The 23,186-nt window shown below is 54.1% G+C and carries 20 protein-coding genes and 1 pseudogene; 6 read left to right on the top strand and 15 right to left on the bottom strand.

Annotated elements, in window-relative coordinates:
* Nucleotides 1-277: 277 nt before the first annotated feature.
* Both ACH50O_RS11485 and ACH50O_RS11480 read right to left on the bottom strand, forming a co-directional pair.
* Nucleotides 278-1,417 (bottom strand): DEAD/DEAH box helicase, encoded by a 1,140-nt coding sequence (locus ACH50O_RS11485; protein WP_446807931.1) that lies wholly within the window; start codon nt 1,415-1,417, stop codon nt 278-280.
* A 185-nt stretch (nt 1,418-1,602) separates the two neighbouring features.
* The gene (locus ACH50O_RS11480) at nt 1,603-1,809 is read right to left on the bottom strand and encodes a hypothetical protein (protein ID WP_446807930.1); all 207 of its coding nucleotides are present in this window, start codon (nt 1,807-1,809) and stop codon (nt 1,603-1,605) included.
* A gap of 221 nt (nt 1,810-2,030) precedes the next feature.
* Here ACH50O_RS11480 and ACH50O_RS11475 point away from each other — a divergent pair, with 221 nt between their 5' ends.
* Nucleotides 2,031-3,173, top strand: coding sequence for a S1C family serine protease (locus ACH50O_RS11475; protein ID WP_446807929.1), 1,143 nt, complete (start codon nt 2,031-2,033; stop codon nt 3,171-3,173).
* 106 nt (nt 3,174-3,279) lie between these two features.
* Here ACH50O_RS11475 and ACH50O_RS11470 read toward each other — a convergent pair whose 3' ends face one another.
* From ACH50O_RS11470 to ACH50O_RS11435, 8 genes are all read right to left on the bottom strand, one after another.
* Nucleotides 3,280-3,807, bottom strand: coding sequence for a thiol-disulfide oxidoreductase DCC family protein (locus tag ACH50O_RS11470; protein WP_446807928.1), 528 nt, complete (start codon nt 3,805-3,807; stop codon nt 3,280-3,282).
* A 275-nt stretch (nt 3,808-4,082) separates the two neighbouring features.
* Nucleotides 4,083-4,856: a class D beta-lactamase gene (gene blaOXA, locus ACH50O_RS11465; RefSeq protein WP_446807927.1), complete on the bottom strand. Its 774-nt coding sequence runs from the start codon at nt 4,854-4,856 to the stop codon at nt 4,083-4,085.
* A gap of 211 nt (nt 4,857-5,067) precedes the next feature.
* Nucleotides 5,068-5,529, bottom strand: a complete 462-nt coding sequence (locus tag ACH50O_RS11460; protein WP_446807926.1) for a c-type cytochrome — start codon at nt 5,527-5,529, stop codon at nt 5,068-5,070.
* Nucleotides 5,530-5,567: 38 nt separating this feature from the next.
* Nucleotides 5,568-6,278, bottom strand: coding sequence for a cytochrome b/b6 domain-containing protein (locus ACH50O_RS11455; RefSeq protein WP_446807925.1), 711 nt, complete (start codon nt 6,276-6,278; stop codon nt 5,568-5,570).
* An 18-nt stretch (nt 6,279-6,296) separates the two neighbouring features.
* Nucleotides 6,297-7,190 (bottom strand): dienelactone hydrolase family protein, encoded by an 894-nt coding sequence (locus ACH50O_RS11450; RefSeq protein WP_446807924.1) that lies wholly within the window; start codon nt 7,188-7,190, stop codon nt 6,297-6,299.
* 169 nt (nt 7,191-7,359) lie between these two features.
* Nucleotides 7,360-7,770 carry an ExbD/TolR family protein gene (locus tag ACH50O_RS11445; protein WP_020481617.1) on the bottom strand — a complete coding sequence of 137 codons (411 nt, stop codon included), beginning with the start codon at nt 7,768-7,770 and terminating at the stop codon, nt 7,360-7,362.
* Entirely contained in the window at nt 7,770-8,546 is a 777-nt protein-coding gene (locus ACH50O_RS11440; RefSeq protein WP_446807923.1) for a MotA/TolQ/ExbB proton channel family protein, read from the bottom strand. Before ACH50O_RS11440 ends, ACH50O_RS11445 begins: the two co-directional genes overlap by 1 nt.
* A gap of 20 nt (nt 8,547-8,566) precedes the next feature.
* The gene (locus ACH50O_RS11435; RefSeq protein ID WP_446807922.1) at nt 8,567-9,370 is read right to left on the bottom strand and encodes an energy transducer TonB; all 804 of its coding nucleotides are present in this window, start codon (nt 9,368-9,370) and stop codon (nt 8,567-8,569) included.
* Between the two features lie 454 nt (nt 9,371-9,824).
* On the opposite strand from ACH50O_RS11435, the gene ACH50O_RS11430 reads away from it, so the two are divergent.
* From ACH50O_RS11430 to ACH50O_RS11415, 4 genes and pseudogenes are all read left to right on the top strand, one after another.
* Nucleotides 9,825-10,019, top strand: coding sequence for a hypothetical protein (locus tag ACH50O_RS11430; protein WP_446807921.1), 195 nt, complete (start codon nt 9,825-9,827; stop codon nt 10,017-10,019).
* A 27-nt stretch (nt 10,020-10,046) separates the two neighbouring features.
* Entirely contained in the window at nt 10,047-10,220 is a 174-nt protein-coding gene (locus ACH50O_RS11425) for a DUF3368 domain-containing protein (RefSeq protein ID WP_446807920.1), read from the top strand.
* A 617-nt stretch (nt 10,221-10,837) separates the two neighbouring features.
* A pseudogene (locus ACH50O_RS11420) lies at nt 10,838-10,942 on the top strand (hypothetical protein); the annotation flags it as partial.
* A 63-nt stretch (nt 10,943-11,005) separates the two neighbouring features.
* The gene (locus ACH50O_RS11415) at nt 11,006-12,106 is read left to right on the top strand and encodes a hypothetical protein (protein WP_446807919.1); all 1,101 of its coding nucleotides are present in this window, start codon (nt 11,006-11,008) and stop codon (nt 12,104-12,106) included.
* Nucleotides 12,107-12,117: 11 nt separating this feature from the next.
* On the opposite strand, the gene ACH50O_RS11410 is transcribed toward ACH50O_RS11415, so the two are convergent.
* A protein-coding gene (locus tag ACH50O_RS11410; protein ID WP_446807918.1) for an IS3 family transposase occupies nt 12,118-13,277 on the bottom strand; the annotation gives its coding sequence in 2 pieces (ribosomal slippage) (nt 12,118-13,004 and nt 13,004-13,277; 1,161 coding nt in all).
* A gap of 171 nt (nt 13,278-13,448) precedes the next feature.
* On the opposite strand from ACH50O_RS11410, the gene ACH50O_RS11405 reads away from it, so the two are divergent.
* Entirely contained in the window at nt 13,449-14,183 is a 735-nt protein-coding gene (locus tag ACH50O_RS11405) for a hypothetical protein (protein ID WP_446807917.1), read from the top strand.
* Nucleotides 14,184-15,223: 1,040 nt separating this feature from the next.
* Here ACH50O_RS11405 and ACH50O_RS11400 read toward each other — a convergent pair.
* From ACH50O_RS11400 to ACH50O_RS11385, 4 genes are all read right to left on the bottom strand, one after another.
* Nucleotides 15,224-15,370, bottom strand: coding sequence for a hypothetical protein (locus tag ACH50O_RS11400; RefSeq protein WP_446807916.1), 147 nt, complete (start codon nt 15,368-15,370; stop codon nt 15,224-15,226).
* Between the two features lie 61 nt (nt 15,371-15,431).
* The gene (locus tag ACH50O_RS11395; protein ID WP_446807915.1) at nt 15,432-16,913 is read right to left on the bottom strand and encodes an efflux transporter outer membrane subunit; all 1,482 of its coding nucleotides are present in this window, start codon (nt 16,911-16,913) and stop codon (nt 15,432-15,434) included.
* A 12-nt stretch (nt 16,914-16,925) separates the two neighbouring features.
* A complete protein-coding gene (locus tag ACH50O_RS11390; protein ID WP_446807914.1) occupies nt 16,926-20,051 on the bottom strand; it encodes an efflux RND transporter permease subunit in 3,126 nt (1,041 codons plus the stop codon).
* Nucleotides 20,048-23,185 carry an MdtB/MuxB family multidrug efflux RND transporter permease subunit gene (locus ACH50O_RS11385; protein WP_446807913.1) on the bottom strand — a complete coding sequence of 1,046 codons (3,138 nt, stop codon included), beginning with the start codon at nt 23,183-23,185 and terminating at the stop codon, nt 20,048-20,050. The genes ACH50O_RS11390 and ACH50O_RS11385 overlap by 4 nt, the downstream gene beginning before the upstream one ends.
* Nucleotide 23,186: the final 1 nt, after the last annotated feature.

Genomic DNA, 23,186 nt, shown 5'->3' with positions numbered 1-23,186 from the left:
TGCGAATCGGAATGTACCAGTCGAAATTCGACAAGCAAGGACGGGCGCTGATTTTAGTGTCTATTACATTAGAAAGTGGGGCGGATACTGCCTTGGCAATGCCGCTAGACACTGGTCGTATAGGCGTTTGTCGGGCCAGTGTTGAGGCTGATGTGGACGATCTTCTCAAGGGTAAACCGTTGAGAAGATCGTCCATAACTCGGAGTTTCGAGTTAAGGGCAGTTGCTGAGTGCGCAATCCGGTGTGGTGGATCGCTAAACCGCAAACAGCAGTTGTTTTACGCCGCCGCGAAGCCGTCGATCTGTTCGCGCGGAATTTGGATACCTATCAATTTTTCCACCAGACGCAGAGCTTGATATTCGTCTTGCGATACCAGCGAGACCGCTTGGCCGTTTTGGCCGGCGCGGCCGGTTCGGCCGATTCTGTGCACGTAATCCGCTGAGGAACGCGGCAATTCGAAATTAACTACATGCGGCAATTGGGCAATATCGATGCCGCGCGCAGCGACGTCGGTTGCTACCAACACCCGGATTTCACCGGATTTAAAACCGGCCAGCGCGCTGGTTCGGGCGCCCTGGCTTTTGTTGCCATGTATCGCCGCAGCTTTAATATGCGCGGTGTTGAGTTTTTCGGTGAGTTTGTTGGCGCCATGTTTGGTGCTGGTAAACACCAGCACTTGTTGCCAGTCCTTGGTTTTCACCAGATGCGTCAACAAGGCGGTTTTCGCGGTTTTGCTGACCGTATACACCCGTTGGTCTATGGTATCGGCGGCGGCGTTTTCCACGGCTACTTCGATTTTTACCGGGTTCACCAGCAGATCGCCGGTCAGTTTGCGGATGTCGGCGGAAAAAGTCGCCGAAAACAACAGGTTCTGCCGTTTTTTCGGCAGCAGCGCCAGAATTTTCCGGATGTCTTTGATAAAGCCCATGTCCAGCATGCGGTCGGCTTCGTCCAGTACCAACATCTCCACCTTATCCAGCTTTACGGCGTTTTGACTGACCAGGTCCAATAAACGTCCCGGTGTGGCCGTGAGAATATCCACGCCGCCGCGTAAACGCATCATCTGCGGATTGATTTTTACGCCGCCGAAAACCACTTCGGATTTTAAACGCGGCTGTTGATGCGCACCGTATTTGGCGACGGATTCCGCGACTTGTGCGGCCAGCTCGCGAGTGGGAGTCAGGATCAGTGCGCGCACCGGGCGATTGCGCCCCTGGCTGGTCTGCGCCAAACGGTGCAAAATCGGTAAGGTAAAACCGGCGGTTTTGCCGGTGCCGGTTTGGGCGGCGGCTAATAAATCGCGTCCGGTCAACACTGCCGGGATGGCTTTATGTTGGATCGGCGTTGGCGTGGTGTAGCCGGAATCGGCAATAGCTTTTAATAAAGCCTCGGATAAACCGAGATTGGAAAATGGCATTAAGGGTCTCGATGGGAAAAAATGCGGGAGTAGCACACTACCGAAAATGCGATTGGTGCGGCTATCCGGGAGCTTGGGGAATTACATAGTGACTATGAACGTTCGAGACATAGTCTATCACGCCGGCGCGCCGGGACGTCAGAAATACTCGAATAAAGCGGATTGTCTGCGGATTGGTTAATGTCTTAGCCTAGCGCTAACTCATGTTCGTCCAGCAATAACTGCCCGCGGTCCAAGTTGCAGCCGGGTTTGGTTTTATGGAATGCGTCGTTTTTGCCCGACAAAAATTGTTGCATTTCGACCGGAAGTACTAATTCAAGGTGCAGTTCTTCATCGTCGATAGCGGTGGCCGCAAAGCCGGAAACGGCCTGTTGTTTAATCCAGGTTAGCATAACGATACCTTCGGTTAACTCTAAAATGTGTAGCCAGTTTAGAGTGCGTAGATGACAGAAACATGACAAAGCCGTGCGCGTTTCGTTTGCCGAATCCTATAGCCGGCCATTGAAAAACAACGCATTTAACCCTATGTTACGGTTTGCATCAGGAGCACCCGGCTCTCGTGCCAACCGCATATGGAGCCTCCACTCAAGCAATCTATTTCAGGTGAGTCATTATGCAGATCGAACCTAAACGCAATCTATCAGATCCTTTTATTAAACGAGTCGTCGCGCTTGGTGCGGTAGTCGGCGCTTTGATGTTGCTTTGGAAGGCCTTGCCATGGCTTGAGTCTTGGAATTCGCCGAGTGCGCCGCAGATAAGAACAGTCACCGCGCGCGGCGATTTGGCAGCCGACGAAAAGAACACCATCGAATTGTTCGAAAAATCCCGAGATTCCGTGGTCTATATCAGCACGGCTGCCCTGGTTCGCGATGCCTGGACCCGCAACGTGTTTTCGGTGCCCAAGGGGACCGGTTCCGGCTTCATCTGGGACGAAGCCGGGCATGTGGTTACCAACTTTCATGTGATCGCGGGTGCGAATGCCGCGACCGTTAAGCTTGCCGACGGCCGCGACTACAAAGCCGCACTGGTGGGGGCGAGTCGAGAACATGATATTGCGGTTCTGAAAATAGGCGTGGGTTTCAAGCGGCCACCGCCGGTGCCGGTCGGTACCAGTCACGATTTGAAGGTCGGGCAAAAGGTTTATGCCATCGGCAACCCGTTTGGCTTGGACTGGACCTTGACGAACGGCATCGTTTCCGCGCTTGACCGTTCGTTGGCCGGCGAGGACGGGCCTTCCGTCGAACATTTGATTCAGACTGACGCGGCAATCAATCCCGGCAACTCCGGCGGCCCGTTGCTGGATTCGGCCGGGCGTTTGATCGGTATCAATACCGCTATCTACAGTCCCAGCGGCGCGTCGGCCGGGATTGGCTTCGCGGTGCCGGTGGATACGGTAATGAGAGTGGTGCCGGAGTTAATCAAAAACGGCAAATATATCCGCCCGGCCCTGGGTATCGAAATAGACCAACAGGTCAACGAACGCTTAACCGAGCTGACCGGTACTGCTGGCGTTGCGGTATTGCGGGTGCAGCCGGGTTCCGCGGCGGAAAAGGCTGGCTTGGTTGGGGTGAGCATATCCGAGGAGGGAATTACGGCGGGCGATATTATCGTGGCGCTGAATGGAAAAGAAGTGGATTCCTTGCAGCAGTTGTTTGCGCGTTTGGACGACCAGGAAGTCGGCGATGTGGTGAAGTTAAAAGTGGTAAGAGACGGCCGGCAGCGGGAAGTGGAGATTAGTTTGCAGCCGGGAAATTGAGCCGAGAAATTGGGCGTAATGGCAGTGTGCGCTGGTCGGAATCAAACTCACGGGACGCGCTAACGGTTTTTTCTTGGTTAAGGGCTTTGATGCGGAACGCCTGTGTTTAACGGTTCGAGCGAAGACGACAACCGGCGTCCCGACAGCCCTTAGCGCCCATCAGGCCGCCAAGGCGCAGGCGGTGACTGGCAAACCGAGCGTACAGACTATCGAATAGCGGCGCAAGCCAGGGCCAGCGCATGGGTGCGACCAGCCATTCCAAACCTACGGCACTATAAGCGGCGCAGAACACTTCCACGCCCTTGATCAGTCGGCCATCGGCATACACGCCGTGAATCTCCGCCATCAACTCGTCCAACGATTTGCCGTATAAAGCAGGGTCGAATTCAGCCTGATGAATGTCTTGCAGAACCAGTTTGCCCTGTTTATTTCGCGAAGCCAGCCACGCCACTTCGCGTCGGCAAATCGGGCAATGGCCGTCGTAAAATAAAATAAACTCGTGTGCCAGGCTCATTTGCCGCTGTCTGCGATGGAAATTAATTTGTCCGCCGCCGTGTTTTGGCAGACCTTCAGCAAAGTGTGCATTGCCTTGCCAGTCGTTATCTGAAGGCGGTGAATTGTTATATGACGCCATGGCAACCCTCGACTGCATATAAGGTAAAAAAAGTTCCCTCGCAACTGTGGCTTTATCGAAACCGTTAGCTATGCACAGTGCAAGGGAACCTGGGCTAAACATCACCCATTCGAGGGTGGAACGTTTATAAAGGACCAACTTAGCTGCACCCGGAATTTACCAGTAGATCCGGCATAAGCAAGGCGGCGTGCATTAGGCGGAGTCCATGAGGAATTGTTGGGCTGCAGGTTTAAACTGCCCCGGCCGCCATGCTGCCTAAAAAAGGCTGGTCCGCATCAATGCAGAATGCCGGCACCTTGCAAGGCTTGCCGCGTCAGCTCCTGGCGTAGCGGCAGATTAGCATTGTTGCCGATATCCAGATTCGTCGCGAAAAACCAAACATCTTCTTCCGTTTCGACATAACCTACATACCAGCCGATTTGCTGAGTCGATCCGGCCCAGCCGGTTTTAGCCCGCAGCGTGTAAGTGGGGGTGTTTTCCACCAGCATGATTTCCCTTAGCGTGTCATAGTTCGCCGAACTAAAGGGTAGCGTGCGCCTATAGACTTTTTTCAAGAATGCTATTTGCTCTTGCGCACTAATCGTCAACGCCCCGTCCAGCCAAAAGGTGGTCAGAGCAAACGGTTCTGTTAACTCGCCGTAGCCGGCATCGCGAATATATTGGCGGTATTTGTCCGCGCCAACCCGCCGTGCCAATTCCTGGTAGCACCAGACGCAGGACACTTTAAAGGCACTGGCCAAGGTCTGATCGTGGTTCCAATCGGCATAGCCCTCGTGGATCTTGCCATCCCATACGATCAGATCGTCTTTTCCCAGTATCGCCCGCTCTTGCAGCGAGATAAGCGTATTGAATATCTTGAATGTCGAGGCGCTGGAAAAGCGTTGGGCGGCGCGGCTATCGTTATGCGTAAAAGTCCGTCCGGTGCGCAAGGATTCGATCACCATGGTGCCGGTCACGCCCGCCCGCGCAAACAATAGTGCAATCGACTGGTCCTCCGCCGTAACTTGGCGCGAGAACAATAGGCAAGCAAGGCATAACAAGAGCTTCATACGATGAGCTTCCGCAGAGTGAATTGAATAAGATAAGACGCTGAACGGGCGCCATCTCAAACCGCTACTGTAACGCAAGCCATAAAAAAAGCATCAACCGAACGGTTCGGTTGATGCTTTATTCGCGAAGGCGAGATGCCAAGCAAGCTTGTCGGATGTGCTACCGGACGCGGCGTTCCAGCGCCTCGGACTAATCAGACAAGCGCACGGATTATTCGCGAACCCGAATCAAATCGTGGCAGCTTTTGCAAGACGCGCCGACTTTGCCGAATTGGGCTTTAATCTCGGCTACATCGCCGTTGGCCGCCACTTTTTGCAATTCGTTGGCTTCCTTGATGAATGTCGCTTCGATTTCTTTTACTTCATCCTGTTTCTCGAAAAATTCGGGTTTCAGGCGGGTCGCTTTCCAGCCGGTGCCTTTGTCGGTGCCTGGGCCGTAAAGGCTGAGCAGACCGGAGTTGGCGGTGGCAGCAACGGCATTGGCGGCTGCGATTACCTGGTCCTTATTAAAGGTTTCCGGATGGTCGGCTGCCTGTGCTTTGATTTTCGCGGTATTCCAGCCCAGGAACGAATAGGCGGATTGGCGGAAGCGGATCTGGTCTTCCACTTCGCCGGCCACGGCCGCCGATGTGACAGCGCCCAGCGCCAGTGCGATTATCAGTTTCAATTTCATGGGGTTAACTCCTTGTGGTGTTGTAGAAAAAGTAACGTTTAGGATTTAGGATTGGCCGAAGCCGATTGGAAGCTGGCTAACGGCGCCAGATAATTCGCAAAACCGCCGCTCCATACCCCCCAGACCACCGATACCGCGATCAATAGCGTAATCGCGAAACGGATCGGACCGACCGGTTTGATCGGGGAGGGCGCCAAGGATCTGGGCAATTGTTTTTTGCCGGTCAGCATTGCCCCGACCAGATTGGTTTTTTTCAGGCGTTGGTAAAGAACAATGGCGGTGACATGCACCGCTACCAAGCCCAGCAGGATATTCACCGCAAAAATATGCCAGCCGCTCAATTTGTCGCTGAGCTCTTTATCGATGGCATGAAACAATGGGCCTTCGAAGGCAATATCGTCGTTGGCGAATAAACCGGTGACGGCCAGAAAGCTCAATACCGCCAGTAAGGCGATAATCGCTATCGCGCCGGCCGGATTATGGCCAACGCCTTGCCATTCGCCTTTGACGTATTCCGCTAGCCGGGAAAAGGTCGGAAAGAAATTGGCAAAACGGGCGTGGGTGGTACCGATAAAGCCCCAGATCAATCTGAATACCAATAGGCCCAGAATCAAACTGCCGAAGCGGGCATGCCAGTCGGTCAGATTGCCGCCCAGTTTGCCGGTGGCGTAAGCGCCGACCACGGCTACTACCAGCAACCAGTGAAACAGTCGTAATGGCCAATCCCAAATATGCACTTCCACTTTCATTGAAATCCTCCCGGCGGTTTAGCTGTCGCGCAGATAAGCGTTGAAGAAACTGATGGTTCTGTCCCAGGCCAGTTTGGCGGTGGCGGCGTCGTAGCGCGGAGTGGTGTCGTTGTTAAAACCGTGCTGTACGCCTGGGTAGGTGTGGGCTTCGTAATTGACGCCGGCTTTTTGCAATGCGGCTTCATAAGCCGGCCAGCCGGCATTGATGCGGTCGTCGACCCCGGCGTAATGGATCAGCAATGGTGCTTTGATTTTTGCGGCCTGATCGGCGGCGGGTTGTGCGCCGTAGAACGGCACGCCAGTCGCCAGATCGGGCAGACGGGTCGCCAGGAAGTTGACGATGCCGCCGCCGTAGCAAAAGCCTACCGCGCCGAGCTTGCCGTTACTCTGCGGCAATTTTTTAATGGCTTGGGCTGCCGCCAGGAAATCGGCCTGGGTTTTCTCTTTGTCCAGTTTTTGGAACAATTCACGGGCTTTGTCTTCATCGCCCGGATAACCGCCCAAGGTAAACAGGGCATCCGGTGCGAAGGCGATGAAATTATCCAAGGCCAGACGACGGGCAATATCCTGAATATGTGGATTCAAACCCCGGTTTTCGTGGATCACCAGCACCACGGGCAGTTTGCCGGCCGCTTTGGCCGGTTGCACCAAGTAACCGCGAATCTTGCCGTTACCGTGGGGCGAGGGGTATTCGACGTAAGTAGCCTTGATGCGCGGATCGTTGTCGGCGATTTGCTGCGCTTCGGCGAAGCGCGGGTTCAACGCTTCCAGCAAGGCTTCCGCGGTTAGACCGAATAAGGCGTATTTGGGTACCGACGATAAAAAATCCCGACGGGAAATATCGCCGTGTACATATTTATCAAAAGCTTGTAAGGCTTCCGGATGAAAGTCTTGAGCGGTTTTGCGCGCCATCTTGGCTGTCTCCTGAAAAAGTGTATGTGTAAACGCAAACAAAACCCGGACGCGAAATCTCCGCATCCTTGGTTTTGCCGCATTGTGTTATTCCGGTTGAGCTTGTACCGCAGTGCATGGCGCCACGGTGGTCTAGCCGGGCAACGCTGTTACCCGGCTAGACCAAGGTTTATTGCGGTACTGTCAGAACCGACAACTTGGTCACGCCGGCTCGTTCGATGGATGACATCACCTTGGCGACGATGCCGTATTGCACCGCGTCGTCCGCGTTCAAATTCAGCGCGAACTCCGGATTGGCTGCCAGGCGGTTTTTCAACTCGCCTTCGATAATTTCCAACGGAAACTCTTGTTTATCGATATAGATTTTGCCCTGGGCATCGACACTCAAGTAAGAGGCCGCTTTGTCGTCCGGCGGCGCGGTTTCCGCGGTTTTCGGCAGATTGACGTGTACGGCCTGGGTTAACAAGGGGGCGGTGACGATAAACACCACCAGCAGCACCAACATCACGTCCACTAGGGGCGTAACGTTGATTTCGCCCATTACGTCATCGCCGCCGTCGTCTTTAGTATTGAATGCCATTATGCATGCGCCTCTTTCGCGATTAATTCTTCATGGGTGTCTTTGATGCTGGATTTTTTGCCGCCGCTGACATCGGTCAAACGTGCGGAAGCTGCCGCCGCTGCCGGTTTGCTGCCTGCACGTTCGATGATGAACGAGCTTTTCAGGGCCAAGTGCACGAAATCGATGGCAAAGTCGTCCAGGAATGCCCAAACCACTTTATTGCGGCGGATGAAAAAGTTGTAACCCACTACCGCCGGTACCGCGACTGCAATACCCACTGCCGTAGCAATCAACGCTTCACCAATAGGACCGGCGACCACTTCCAAACTGGCCGAACCGGTTTTGCTGATATTGGTCAAGGCACCCATGATGCCCCACACGGTACCGAACAGACCGACGAATGGGGAAATACTGCCGATGGTCGCCAACACCGCCAAACCGCTTTCAAGCGAGCCGCGTTCTTTTTGCATTTGTTGACGCAAACGTCTGTCCAGCAATTCCTGTCTGTCCCAGGTGTGCTCCAAGTCGTGAGTAGAGGCGCCGCCGTCGGTTTCGATTAATGTCGAAAAACCGATGCCGGCTACCCTGGCGGCCGGGCCGTCCTGATTCTCCAGATGAGCCGCCGCCTGGATATTGGGCGCGCTCCAAAACTCCTTGTTGTAGCGGCGGTTGTGATACGAAATGCGAATGTGTTGCACGCCTTTAATCAGGATTAAGCCCCAGGTCACGACCGAAGCGGCGATTAAGGTGTTCAGAGTGCCATCGACGATGACGTTGGTTGCGATATCAGACATTTTTGATCCTCAAAAAATAATTACAATTTAAAAGTGAATGGAACCGTGGTGTAGCGGGCAATCGGCGTATCGCCGCGTTTGGCCGGTACGAAGGACCACTTAAGAACGGCTTTGACGGCAGCATCGTCCAGGACTTTCTGGCCGCTGGATTTGCTGACGGTAACGCTATCGGTGGTGCCGTCGGGCAGAACGTGTACCTTCATCACCACTTTGCCTTCCCAGCCGCGTTCCTGAGCCATCTCCGGATATTCGGGCAGCGGGTTGTGCAGGTAAGCTGCATCGGCGACCGGTTCGGTGATTTTTTCTTCAACGACCGGTGCAGGGGGCGCGGGTGGAGCCGGTGGCGCGTTTTCGACCACGGGTCCGGCGACCGGCGCCGGCGCTTCCTCCACGACTTTTGGCACGGGCTGGATTTTGGGCGGCTTTAACGGCACGACCTTGGGTTTGGGCGGTTGCGGTTTAACTTGTGGCGGTGGCGGCGGAACCGGCTTCGGTTGCGGCCGAGTTAGCGTGATTTGGATTTTGGTCTCCGGTTTGATCGGTTCGGCGATTTCCTGATTAAAAGCCGCCCCGCTAAAATGATCGATCACCGTGTTGTGGATAAAGATCGTCAATACCCCAATCAATAGATAATCGACCAGTTTGTGATCGCGTGTTTCGCTGACGTATTTAAAATCTCCCAACGCGACCGCTAGACGCGACGGTGTGGCGGCCTCGGGCAGAATGCCGGCGGACGGTTTCAGCGAAACGACGTCAGCCGGCTCCCAGTCCGCGGGAGCGCCCGCCGGTGCAAATTTATTAAAAGTGGCTAAAGGACTGCTCATTACGATGTTCCCCATTTCATAAGTAAAAACGCCGTATTCCTTGCTGTTCCGCGCCAAGTAGGCGGGCGTTTATTGCTGTAAATCGGCTTTGGTTAATGCTGCTGCGTTCTAGCGTTGCACGAGCCGTGCCAGATTTGCCGCAGGCTTGACAATGGCGGATGCGCGGGGCCGGTTAATTCTCTAAGGCCTTTATTCGTAAATGGTTTTTCGGGGTGAAGTCCGGTCTATGGCTTAGCGGACAGCTATGAATTTCAGCAGGCGAATAACAGTGCATTGCTTGCTGAGCACCAGTTTCCGGAAGCTTTTGTTTCCTTGGTGTTTGCAGGGCAGCAGCCGGGGCTGATCAGGTTGAACGGCAATAAGCGCTGCAAGGCGAAGTTGACATAGGGCGCTGCTGGTAACGGTAAAGTTGATCGTAGTGCGATTTAGCCCTTAATCGCGATGGTTTCAGTACTTGGGCGCGCATGTTTATCGATTTGGACGGGTTCAAAGCAGTCAACCACCATTTGAGGCACAAGCCCTCAAACAATTTTTGCAGGGCAAGGTACATCAAGTCGATTTACGCAATGACGTGTTTTTGGATGCCTTTGCCGACGCTGGAGAAACCGAGGCGATGGTGCTTTACAAGCAACTGTCGGCAGACAAATGATTGATCGATGACCGGCGAGGCCGCAAAGTGGCAAAGATCAACCAAATCGACGTCATCGGCTCGCTGGGCATCTTGCTTGCCGCCAAAGCCAAAGGCTTAGTCCCGGACGTTGCACCATTGTTCGGACAAATCGAGCAATCGGATGTTTACCTCAGCCCTGATTTAAGCGCCACCGTTCTAAAATTGGCTGGTGAAAAATGATCCGTAGCGGGTTGAGGAACAGGTTCTTAACTTACGAGCGCAATAAGATGCGCATCCATGGGTTGTGCCGAGCCAGCGAAGAGGAGCAACAGTCGCGAACGATGCCCCAACGGCAGCATCCTATTGGTCACCGGGATTTAGCGCACGTTATCGCGTTTGGCACATAGTGATAATGACCGCCGCGCGCGGTCAAGCCCAGGGTTCCAACGCGGCGCGTGGGAACGAGATAAACTCCTTATTTGGTCATTATGGATAGTTTTTAGCTGGTTTACAGCCATTGAAACAAATTCACGATCAACCCGTCATGGCCGAACTTGCTCTGTCAGAATTGAAGGAGTAAAACCGACCCTGAGCAGACGTATAAGCACTTATCTTGAAAGTCTGGTTGCAATATCATAGCGGACTTTAATTTAAGTCTTGGCTAATTGAATCTATTCTTTAAGTGGTTTCCAATTTAGTCTCGAATATCGGTAAAAAATATGTCTAGTACACGGAAAATCATTCGCGCATTTCTGGCGTCGCCAGGCGATCTCCAGGACGAGCGGAAAGCTATTCGAGAAGTGGTGAACTAATTTAACGAGTCGTGGGCGGATGTACTTGGTTATCAGGTTGAGTTAATAGGGTGGGAAGAAACAGTCGCGGCGTTCGGTCGGCCGCAACACCTTATAAATCAGGATCTTGATCGATGTGATTTATTTATTGGAATGATCTGGAAACGATGGGGAACCCCGCCAGACCGCAATGGAACATACTCCTCTGGATTCGAAGAAGAATTCGAACGGTCAATGTTAAGACGCGAAAAGACTGGTAGTCCAGATATTTCCCTTTTCTTTAAGCAGGTTTCAGAAGATTTATTGAGGGATCCAGGCGATGATCTGAAGAAGGTCCTAGCTTTTAAAAAGAAGATCATTGCCGACAAGAAGAATCTATTTCAGAATTTTTCGACGACAGGGGATATAGAAACGCTAAGCAGGAAATCCGTTACCGCGTATGTAAACCGCGTCCGGGCCGAAGATGAATCATCCGAGCCTGACGAGTTGCGGGCAAAACGTGCTCAATTGAGTTCTGGGGAGACTATTAAGGAAGATAATAAGTATGAATTGTCTCCACTGTTCGCTGAAGGTTTTGGATTTCTTGAGAGCCTAGTGGAAAGAATTGGGAAGCCGGATTCTCTCGATTCGCTTAGTGCAACCGATGTTGCTCGGTTTAGATTGCTAGCAAACTCAATATCAAAGTCGGGCAACGATGAGATGAATCTGGGAGTCCATGATCTTAATATCCTCTTCACGGCACATACGGAAGGAATGAAACTGAGTAGAAGAGAAACAAGTTATTTAGCTCGTTTAGGATTTCAGCATCTTTCCAACGAGAATGTCCCTTTGTGGTGTTGGTATTCGGCAATTGCAGGTTCACGATTAAATCCTGCTGTAGTTTCATCGTTCGTAGGCGTTAACGAGAACGAGAAGGCTGGAGCGATTTCCGTATTAACCTTACTGGCTCATGATCTTCCTGCAGATGATGACAAGATTAATCGAGACTTGATTATCGCCAATTGGTTCTCAGATGACTCGCCAGCCAGAGTGAGGACAGCGGCTCTAGGTTATCTCGCCAAACGCGGCACTGCTGGGGATTTGGAGATCGCTAGAAAAGAGTACGCTCGAAGCGACTACAGCACATCTCGCAGCGCGCTTGAGTGTATGGTCGCAATTCTGCTTCGAACGGGCCAGACTAGAGCAGCCCAAGAGTTAGTTTTGGAAACCCAATTCCAGATGCTAAACGCCAAATTGTTGCGATCCGTATTGGTTGGTTTTGAGGGACTAGAAACTCGTGCTCTGCTTCTTGGACTTGAGCATAGTAATCATCAAGTTGATCTTGCCCGGATTTGACGGACACTCAACTAAGCGACTTTTTTAGCTTCAAAATTTTCCGGGCTGATATAGCCTAATTTGGAGTGAAGCCTTTTTCGATTGTAATACACTTCGATATATTCAAACACTTGGTACTTGGCGGCTGATCGGGTTAAAAACCGTTCGCCATGAATCGCCTCGACTTTAAAACTGTGGTTCCAGCTTTCCATGGCGGCGTTGTCATAGCAATCGCCTTTCTTGCTCATGCTGCAAATCAATTGGTGTTTGGTGAAAAGCTTCTGGTAGGCGGCAGAGCAATACTGGCTGCCTCGATCCGAATGGACAATGACGCCTTTAGGCATTCGGTGACGCCATAACGCCATGATCAGGGCATCACAAACCAACGTTGCCGTCATCCGTTCGGAAATGGCCCAACCGATCACTCGACGTGAATAAAGCTCAAGTACCACCGCTAAATACAGCCAACCTTCTTCCGTCCAAATATAGGTGATATCCGATACCCATTTTTGATCGGGGCCGTCTGCCGTGAAGTTTTGTTCCAACCGATTCGGGGCGACCGGTAACGAGTGGTTGCTGTTCGTTGTGGCTTTGTATTTCTTAGCCGCCTTCGCTCTCCAGCCATGGCTTCGCATGATCCTGGCTACCCGGTGTCGGCCTGCTGATTTTCCTTCGTCTTGTAGTCGCTGTGTAATTCTGGGTGAACCAGGACGGCCTTTCTCATCCTCAAAAATACGTTTAATCTCATTGGCTAGCCATTTATTCGCTTCGCCTCTATCGGAAAGTGGCCTGCACTTCCAGTCGTAGTAGCCACTCCGTGAGACCGTTAACAGGCGGCACATGAGTCCCACAGGGAATTGATCTTCATTAGCTTTGATCATGGCGTACTTCACTTGGGCTGTTTGGCAAAGTACGCTGCCGCCTTTTTTAAAAAGGCGACTTCCTCTTCCAGGCGGGTGTTTTCTCGTTTAAGCCGCGCCATTTCGGCCTGCTGTAGCTTTTGATCTTCGAAGGGCTGTCCTGTTTGGCGACGCTTGGCTCGCCAGTTGTACAGCATCGATTCGGCGAGCCCTAAATCTTTGGCCGCCTTTGGGATGCCATCCTTGTCGGCACGCTCCAGGGCTTGTTCTTTAAACTGCGCGGTATATTTGTTGCGGACAACGGGGATCTTTGATTCGTTTTGGGCTTTCATGATTTTCCTCGGGGTTAGAGATTACTCTCTTAGCCGAGTGTCCGATAGATCAGGGCAAGATCAATATTAAAGAGACTCTCTGAGGCGGAACTGGAGAAAAAGGTCGAAGCGAGCTCAATATACGATGATGCAGCTTACTTTGCACTAATGGAAAGTTATTTTAGGAATAGAGTGGAAGAGCTTCGCCGCAATGTAGACGATAAGTTTAGTGGGTATTTCGAAGAACGAATTCGGCGAATGGAGCTTAAATTTGGTGGTAACTCTGCTGGTCAGGATATTATCAAGAAGACGCGAGATCTAGAGAATTTCTTGCGCAAAGAACTTACCAGAAAAGGGTTAAATTTGCTTTGTGCTGCCCTAAAGCCCGAGGATTTGTCGAGGATAAGAACTAACCTCCTAGGCGGCTACGCAGGGGCATCTAAGCTGGACGCAAAATATTTGGGAAAACATGGAGAGTGGATGGATATCACTGTGCTTGCCAACGCCAATGGACCAAGGATCGGTTCCACACTGCTAACGATTTCGCATGATGAGGAGTTTCAGGTCGAAGTCGCTAGGGCCATAATCTCAATCGGTAAGAAGCACTCCGTATCAGATCTTCTTTCTCTTGATATGCCAGCTGCCATCTTGAAGAAGACAATCGAACTCTGCTCAGAATCACGTTTTGAAAAATTATCCCGAGATGCTTTGTTAGCCCTCTTTAACCATGATTCAGATGAAGTACGGAAAGCCGCCGCTGTCCTGGCTGTCCGTGCGCTTCCCTCTAAGCGAATCAAGTCAATTCTTCGCGATTACGTCGGCAGCGAAAAATATCGTTACTACAACGTCATCCACTGGCTGGATCTCGGGGCTTCAATGAGCCGTGAAGTTGCAAGATCAGTTGCATGTGCGCAGCAAATAGACTAAATCAACGCTCCTTGTAAAGTATGGGAATGCATATCCACAAATTTACCGTTATCTAATCTTCCGGTTAAAAAGTAGAGTGACAATATTTTAAGCAAAAGACGACATTCAAGAGGTTTAGGCTAACAGACCGCTTTTGGCCGAAACCGAGAATTCACCGTTCTCGATAAGTTAGTCTCGATAACTGCCATTTAAAGGTCGATGGCTTTGGAAAAATCAAGCTCAGCTCTTGGCCGGTCGCCATCTATTCCAGTCATTTTCCGCATAGACCGAGCTTTTTTCTTGGCCGTTGCGCAAAATAACGCCAGCGTTTTAAGTCGGCGCTCGAATAATGAGGCTCTGAGGCGGAATGATTTAGAAAATAGCCCGAAGGATCGAGTTCGGAGCATCAACATTCAAGAGAAATTTCTTGATCGTTGCAGCTCGGAACTCGAGCGTTGGACAAAATAACTCCAATGTTCCTGTTTGGAACTGAAACGTTGGAGAAAATTTCTCGGTGATTCGAGCTCTAAGCTTGAACGGTCAAGAAAATTTCTTGGCCGTTGCAGCTTGAAGCTCGAGCATTGGACAAAATAACTCCGATGCTCCCGGTTGCAGCTGAAAACATAGGAGAAAATTTCTCGGGCATTCGAGCTCTAAGCTTGATCGGTCAAGAAAATTTCTTGATCGTTGCAGCTCGGAGCTCAAACATTGGACAAAATAACGCCAATGTTCCGGGTTGGAACTTAACCTGCGTAAGACGGAAGCCAATAGGCGTTCCGTCAGATGTGAAACGGCCACTTGATATCATCCGGATGTGTTTGGCCGGCTGGTGTTTTGGGATATTTTTTGGCGGATCACCCTGCGGGCATCCGCCCTACGCGGGCTCCAATGTTCCGGGTTGGCACTTAAAACTTGGAGAAAACTTCTCGGTCAACCAAGGGCCGTAGATGATGAACGCGTGAAGCGCATCGTTCGTGACAACAAAGAGGCCCGGTATCCCTGATAAATCGGCTTGGCTTGGCAACAGGATGGATCGATGCCGGAACCGTTTAAGGGCATATTTAAGATTTACGCCGAAAAATGCGCCGCCAAAAAATACCCTCAAAAACAATGCCGGCAATCATAAACGCCACCAGACCCGATATGCTGCCGACGATGTAAGAAGCGAAGGCGGCAATTATGCTCAATAGTGTGATGAGGTATTTCATCGGGTCGGCTCCTGGATCTTCAGTGTTAAATTTGAAATCTTTTAGTCGATAGTTAACTGCATCATTCCGCCAGCGGCAAAATCAAATAATCCGTCCATTTCCGCTCGCCGTCGGCTTCGTCTTCCGTCGGCACCAAGGTTTCGTTCCAGCCGCCCCCCAGAGCTTTGACCAGCAACACCGAGGCAGACAAACGCTGCCCCAGCAATTGCACTGCCGTCTGTTGATTGGACAGCGCGGTAGTCTGCGCGGTCATCACGTTGATATAGCTGACGGTGCCCGCCTGATACTGATTGTTGGTCAGAGCCAGCGCCTGTTTCGCAGCGGAGACGGCTTTGTCTTGCACTTGGGTTTCCGCATCCAGGATGCGCAGTGCGGCCAGATTGTCTTCCACCTCTTGAAACCCGGTGAGAACGGTTTGCCGGTAGCCGGCCACGCTGGCGTCGTAGGCGTCTATTGCTTGTTTGTATTGGGCATTCTTGGCGCCGCCGTCGAACAAAGTCAAGGCCAAGCCGGCAGGCCCTAAAGACCAGTAGCGGCGGGCCATCGTGAATAAGCTGTCGGCGGTCGGCGACTGAAAGCCGTTGGTGGAGGCCAGGTTCAACGTAGGGTAGTAAGCGGCTTTAGCGACGCCAATCTGTGCATTCGCGGCGGCAATTTTACGTTCGGCGGCGGCAATATCCGGACGGCGCTCCAGCAGTTCCGACGGTAAGCTGACCGGAATCCCTGGGGGTTGCGTATCCAATGGCGACGGTGCCAACGCCAGTTCCGCCGGCGTTTTGCCTATCAGTACGGCGATGGCATGTTCCAGCTTGGCGCGCTGCACGCCCAGATCGATAGACTGGGCGCGGACGGTTTCCAGTTGGGTTTCCGCTTGCACGACGTCAGCCTTGGCCACCACACCCACCGCATAGCGGTTTTTGGTGATCTCCAGGGTTTTGGCGAAAGCCGTCACCGTTTCGTCCAATAAGGCTTTCTGGGCGTCCAGGGTTTTCAACTGAAAATAATTGTCCGCCAGTGCCGATTGGCTGGACAGTATCAAGGCATGTAAGGTCGCGGCGCTGGCCTGGGCGTTGCTGGTATTGGTTTCCACCTGACGGCGCACACTGCCCCATAAATCGGGTTCCCAGGCCACGCCGACCGCCTGGCCGAACAGGTTGCGCACCCCGCCCACCGCGACGTTCTGACCGGTGGCGGCGCGGAAGCGGTTGAAGGTACCGGTCAGCGTCGCCACCGGCAGCAAGGACGATTGTACCGATTGCACCAGATGCTGCGCTTGCCGGTATTGGGCTTCGGCCTGGATGATGGACTGGTTGGCGGCGGCCACCTGTTCTTCCAGTTCGTTCAACTTGGGATCGTTAAAAATCTCCCACCATTTGCCGGGCAAACCGGTATCGCGCGGCTGGGCCTGTTTCCAGCCTTTCACTTCTTTAAATTCCTCGGACACATTGGCTTGCGGACGGACATAATCCGGGCCTACCGTGCAGGCAGCCAAGGGCAAGGTTAGTAGGGAAGCAATCAACGGTGGGCTTATTCTTAAACGCATGACAATCGGGGCTTAGAGGGATTGTGGCGCCGGACTGGCGGCGCGGTTGGAAAAACGGGCGTGCAACCACAGCCGGAAACGGTCGAGGTACAAATAAACGACCGGCGTGGTGTATAAGGTTAATAACTGGCTGAAAACCAGGCCGCCGACGATGGAAATCCCCAGCGGTTGGCGCAGTTCCGCGCCGTAACCGCTGCCCAAAGCAAGCGGCAAGGCGCCGAACAGCGCGGCCAGCGTAGTCATCAGAATCGGGCGGAAGCGCAACATGCAGGCCTGGAAAATGGCCTCGCGCGAATTCAAACCGCGCTCGCGCTCGGCCAGCAATGCAAAATCTATCATCATGATGGCATTTTTCTTGACGATGCCGATCAGCAAAATCACGCCGATCAGGGCGATGATACTGAACTCCTTATCGCAAGCCATCAAGGCCAGCAAGGCGCCGACACCGGCCGAGGGCAGGGTGGACAGAATCGTCAGCGGATGCACCAGGCTTTCGTAAAGCACGCCCAGCACAATATAGATCGTGATTAGTGCCGCTAAAACCAGCCAGGGTTGGCTGCGCAAGGCTTCCTGAAACGCCTTGCCGGAACCTTGAAAGCTGCCGGTAATGGCGGCCGGCAAGCCGATGTCGCGCAAGGCTTGGCTAATAGCAACATCGGCCGTGGACATAGACACGCCGGGCTTTAAATTAAACGACAATTCGGTGACCGCAAACTGGCCTTGATGATGCACCGACAATGGCGCATTACTCGGCGCGAAGCCGGCCAGCGCCGACAGCGGCACTTGCTTGGGCTGTGCCGGCAGACCGTCAGCGCCGGCCCGGCCGGGGGCGCTGATATACAGTTGTTTCAGACTATCCGGCGATTGCCAGTACTGCGGCGCCAGTTCCATCACCACCCGGTATTGATTCAACGGGTTGTAAATCACCGATACCTGGCGCTGACCGAAGGCGCTGTTCAAGCTGTTGTCGATCAAGGCTTGGCTGACGCCGTAACGCGCGGCCAGATCGCGGTTGACGGTCAGGCCGATTTGTTCGCCCTTGTCTTGTTGGCTGGTGCTGACGTCGCTCAATTCCGGCAGCCGGGCCAAAGCGGCCTGGACCTTCGGGGTCCATTCCCGCAACAAATCCAAATCGTCGGCCTGCAAGGTGTAATCCAGTAAACCGAAGGACATGCGTCCGCCTATTCGCAGTTCCTGGGCCGGAAACATGTGCAAATTGGCGCCGGGAATCCGGCCCGCCGCCTTGCGCAAGCGTTCCATCACCACTTCGACGCCGTCGCGCTGTTCGTGCGGAACCAAAGTGACGAAAATCCGCGCGCTGTTACTGCTTTGCGAACTGCCGGCAAAGCCGGCGACATTGGCGACCGCCGGGTCTTTTTGCAAAATGTCCGAGATTTGCGCGAATTGCTTTTGCAGGGTTTGGAACGAGGTGTTTTGATCGGTCTGAATCTCGCCGAGCAAGCGGCCGCCGTCTTGGGTCGGGAAAAAGCCTTTATCGATAGCGCCGTACAAATAAATGTTTAAAGCGATGGTCGCCAGCAACAAAGTCAGCATGATGCGGCCATGGCGTAAGGCCCAGCTCAGGCTGACCCGGTAGATGTCCTGTATCCAATCGAAAGCCGCGCCGATGCCGTGATAGACGGCGCCATGTTCTTTGGATTCCTTACCCAGCCAGCGCGCGCACAGCATCGGGGTGGTGGTCAACGAGATCACCAGCGACACCAGCACCGCCGCCGACAACGTCACCGCGAATTCCCGAAACAGCCGGCCCGGTACGCCGCCCATCAATAAAATCGGCAGGAACACCGCTACTAGCGACACGCTCATCGCCAATACGGTGAAGCCCACTTCCTTGGCGGCCATTAGCGCCGCGCGGAATGGCGCCACGCCTTCCTCGATATGCCGGTTGGTGTTTTCCACCACCACAATTGCATCGTCCACCACAAAGCCGGTGGCGATGGTCAAGGCCATCAAGGTTAGGTTGTTGATACTAAAGCCGCACAGATAAATCACGGCGCAAGATCCCAGCAAGGAAGCCGGCACGGCGACGATGGGCACTGCCGCCGAACGCGGATTGCGCAGGAACACCAACACCACCAGAATCACCAGCAACACCGCGACGAACAAGCCGTGCTCGACTTCGCGGATCGATGCCCGGATCGACAAGGATCTATCCACCACCACCGAGAGCTCGATATTGCTGGGCAAAGCCGCCCGTAAAGCCGGCATCACCGCCAGCACTTGATCGACGGTCTGAATGACGTTGGCTAAGGGTTGTTTGCGGATGATCAACAGTACCGACGGCTTGCCGTTGTTGGAACCGGTATTGCGCAAATCCTCCACGGAATCGACCGCTTCGCCCAGATCGGCAATCGTTACCGGCGCGCCGTTGCGATACGCAACAATCAACGGCAGATATTCCTCGGCTTTGCGGGCCTGGTCGTTGGCTTGAATCTGCCAACGGGTGTTGGCGCTTTCCAATATGCCTTTGGGCCGGGTGACGTTGGTTTGGGCGATGGTGTTGCGCACGTCTTCCAGGCCAATGCCGTATTTGCTCAGGGCGTTGGGATTCAGTTCCACGCGCACCGCCGGCAATGCCGCGCCGCCAATTTGTACCTGGCCGATGCCGGGGATTTGCGAGATTTTTTGCAGCAAAATCGTCGAGGCGGAATCGTACATCTGGCCGCGCGTAAAACTGTCCGAGGTCAGCGCCAGAATCAGAATCGGCGAGTCCGAAGGGTTGTCGCGCCGGTAGCTGGGCCGATTGGGCATATTACTGGGCAACATGCTGGCGGCGGCGTTGATCGCAGCCTGCACGTCGCGGCAGGCACCGTCTATGTCCCGGTTTAAATCGAATTGCAGCGTAATCTGCGTTGAGCCTTGTGAGCTATTGGAGGTCATCTCCGTGACGCCGGCGATACGGCCCAATGCCCGTTCCAGCGGCGTCGCCACGGTGGCGGCCATCGTCTCGGCGCTGGCGCCGGGTACTTGCGCCTGCACCGACACGGTGGGGAAGTCCACTTGCGGCAGCGAAGAGATGGGTAGATTTAAAAACGCCAGTACGCCGCACAAGGCAATAGCGATGGTCAATAAAGTGGTGGCGACCGGGCGGCGGATGAATAATTCGGAAAGGTTCATGGCTGGCTCGGGTCCTGTTCCACCGGTTCGATTTGATTCAGCTCCAGGCCGGCGTTAACCCGGCGCGCCAATCTGTCCATGGCCAGATAAATCACCGGCGTGGTGTAAAGCGTCAATAATTGGCTAAGCAGCAAGCCGCCGACCATCGTAATACCCAGCGGATGGCGCAGCTCGGAGCCGACGCCGTTGCCCAGCATCAACGGCAGCGCACCCAATAGCGCGGCCAAGGTGGTCATCAAAATCGGCCGGAAGCGCAACAGGCAAGCCTGAAAAATAGCTTGCTCGGGCGGCAGATGTTGCTTGCGTTCGGCTTCCAGCGCAAAGTCGATCATCATGATCGCGTTCTTCTTGACGATGCCGATCAACAAAATAATGCCGATGATGCCGATGATGCCCAGGTCGCCGCCGGAGACTTGCAGTGCCAACAAGGCGCCGACGCCGGCCGAGGGCAGGGTGGACAGGATCGTGATCGGATGGATATAGCTTTCGTACAGCACACCCAGCACGATATAGACCGTGACGATGGCGGCCAGAATCAGCCACAGCGTATTGCCCAGCGAGGCCTTAAAGGCTTGCGCGGCGCCCTGGTATTCGCTGCGGATGGCTAGCGGCAATTCGATCTCGCTTTTGGCGGCATCGACAGCGGCGACCGCGTCGCCCAGCGCATAACCGGGTGCCAGATTGAAGGACACAGTCGTCACCGGGAATTGATCCAGATGGCTGATCGCCAATGTGGTCGGCCGCTCCGAGAGTTCGGCGATGGCCGATAAGGGTACTTGGGTGCCGTTGGTGGAGGGTATGCGCAATTCGTTCAAGGCTTGCGGACCGGTCTGCTCGGCCGGATCGACTTCCAATACCACCCGGTACTGATTGGCCTGAGTAAAGATGGTCGATACCAGACGCTGGCCGTAGGCGCTATATAAGGCGTTATCAATTGCCGCCGTGCTGACGCCCAGGCGGCTGGCGGTAGCGCGGTCGATCTTGACGAACACCTGGCGGCCCTGATCCTGCACGTCGCTGACTACATCGGCAAATTCCGGCCGGCCTTCCAAGGCGTTTACCAGCTTGCCGGTCCAGCGGTTCAAATCGTCGATGTCGGCGCCTTCCAGGGTAAATTGGTATTGGGTGCGGCTGACCCGGTTTTCCATCGTTAAATCCTGCACCGGTTGCAGGTATAACACGCTGCCGGGCGATTCCGCCAAACGGGTTTTCAAGCGGGCGATAATCGCGTTAGCCGGCGGCCTTTGCTCGTGCGGTTTTAAATTGATCAAAAACCGGCCGCTATTGGGTGTGGCGTTGATGCCATCGACACCGATAAACGACGACAGGCTTTCCACGGCCGGATCTTCCAGTATCAGCTTAGCCAGCTTTTGCTGTTGCTCGGCCATGGCGGCAAACGACACATTTTGCGGCGCTTCGGAAAAGCCCTGGATGATGCCTGTGTCCTGGCTGGGGAAAAAGCCTTTCGGTATCCAGATATACATCGCCGCGGTCAACGCCACGGTGACGAAAAATACCAGCAAGGTCGCGGCTTGCCGTTGCATCACCCAACTCAGGCTGCGGCTGTAGGCCTTGATTAAGCGGCCGAACCAATCGTTGCCGATTTCGTCTTCTTTATGCCCGACACCGGGCCGTAGCAGCTTTGCGCACATCATCGGCGTCAGGGTCAATGACACCACCGCAGAAATCAAGATAGCCACCGCCAGCGTAATCGCAAATTCCCGAAACAGCCGGCCCACCACATCCGACATGAACAACAGTGGAATCAATACCGCGACCAGCGAAAAAGTCAGCGAAATAATGGTAAAGCCAATCTGCGCCGAACCTTTCAATGCGGCTTGCAACGGCGCTTCGCCGCGTTCGATATAGCGGGAAATGTTTTCGATGACGACGATGGCATCGTCCACCACGAAGCCGGTGGCGATGGTCAACGCCATCAGGGTTAAATTGTTGATGCTGAAATCGGCCAGATACATCGCCGCAAACGTGCCCACTAAAGACAGGGGCACCGCAACCCCTGGAATAATGGTGGCCGGGATATTGCGCAGGAACAGGAAGATCACCATCACCACCAGCGCCACGGCCAGCAGCAGCTCGAATTGCACATCGTGCACCGAGGCGCGGATCGTCACGGTGCGGTCGGTCAGCGGCGTGACTTCTATGCCGGGCGGCAGCGAGGCTTGCAATTTGGGCAGCAATTCCTGAATCCGATCCACCACCTCGATCACATTGGCGCCTGGTTGGCGCTGGATGTTGACGACGACCGCCGCCTTGTCGTTAGCCCAGGCGGCTAGGCGCACGTTTTCGGCGCCGTCTACGACTTCGGCAACGTCCGCCAGTTTGACCGGCGCGGCGTTTTTGTAAGCCACCACCAGTTCGCGGTATTCGGCCGGCGAACGCAATTGATCGTTGCTGTCTATTGTCGCGGCGCGGGTGGGGCCGTTGATTGAGCCTTTGGGTTGATTGACGTTGGCCGCGGCAATCGCGCTGCGCACGTCTTCCAGGCTGATGCCGTAGGCAGCCAGCGCTTTGTGGTTGGCTTGAATGCGCACCGCCGGCCGTTGGCCGCCGCTGATGCTGACCATGCCGACGCCGGGCAATTGGGCGATTTTTTGCGCCAATCGGGTATCGACCAAATCTTCTACCTTAAATAAAGGCAGCGATTTGGCGCTGACCGCCAGCGTCATGATCGGTGTATCGGCCGGGTTGACCTTGCTGTAAATCGGCGCTTGCGGCAAATCGTCGGGCAAAAAGTTGGCGGCGGCGTTGATCGCTGCTTGCACGGTTTGCTCGGCAACGTCCAGGTCCAAATGCAAGTTAAACTGCAAGGTAATCACCGACGCACCGCCGGAGCTGGTGGAGCTCATTTGCGTCAAGCCGGGCATTTGCCCGAACTGCCGTTCCAGCGGCGCGGTGACGATGGAGGTCATCACTTCCGGGCTGGCGCCGGGATACAGGGTGGTGACCTGGATGGTCGGATAATCGACCTGCGGCAGGGCCGAGACCGGTAGCAGCCGATAAGCCAGGATGCCTACCAATAACAAAGCCACCATCAACAAGGAGGTGGCTACCGGCCGCAGGATGAATAGACGCGAAGGATTGAAGCCGGCCTTGCCCGGATCGCTAAGACTCATG

It is taken from the genome of Methylomonas sp. 2BW1-5-20 (assembly GCF_052474515.1).
Note: the sequence above shows the minus strand (reverse complement) of the source record. Positions and strands in the feature narration are given on the sequence as shown.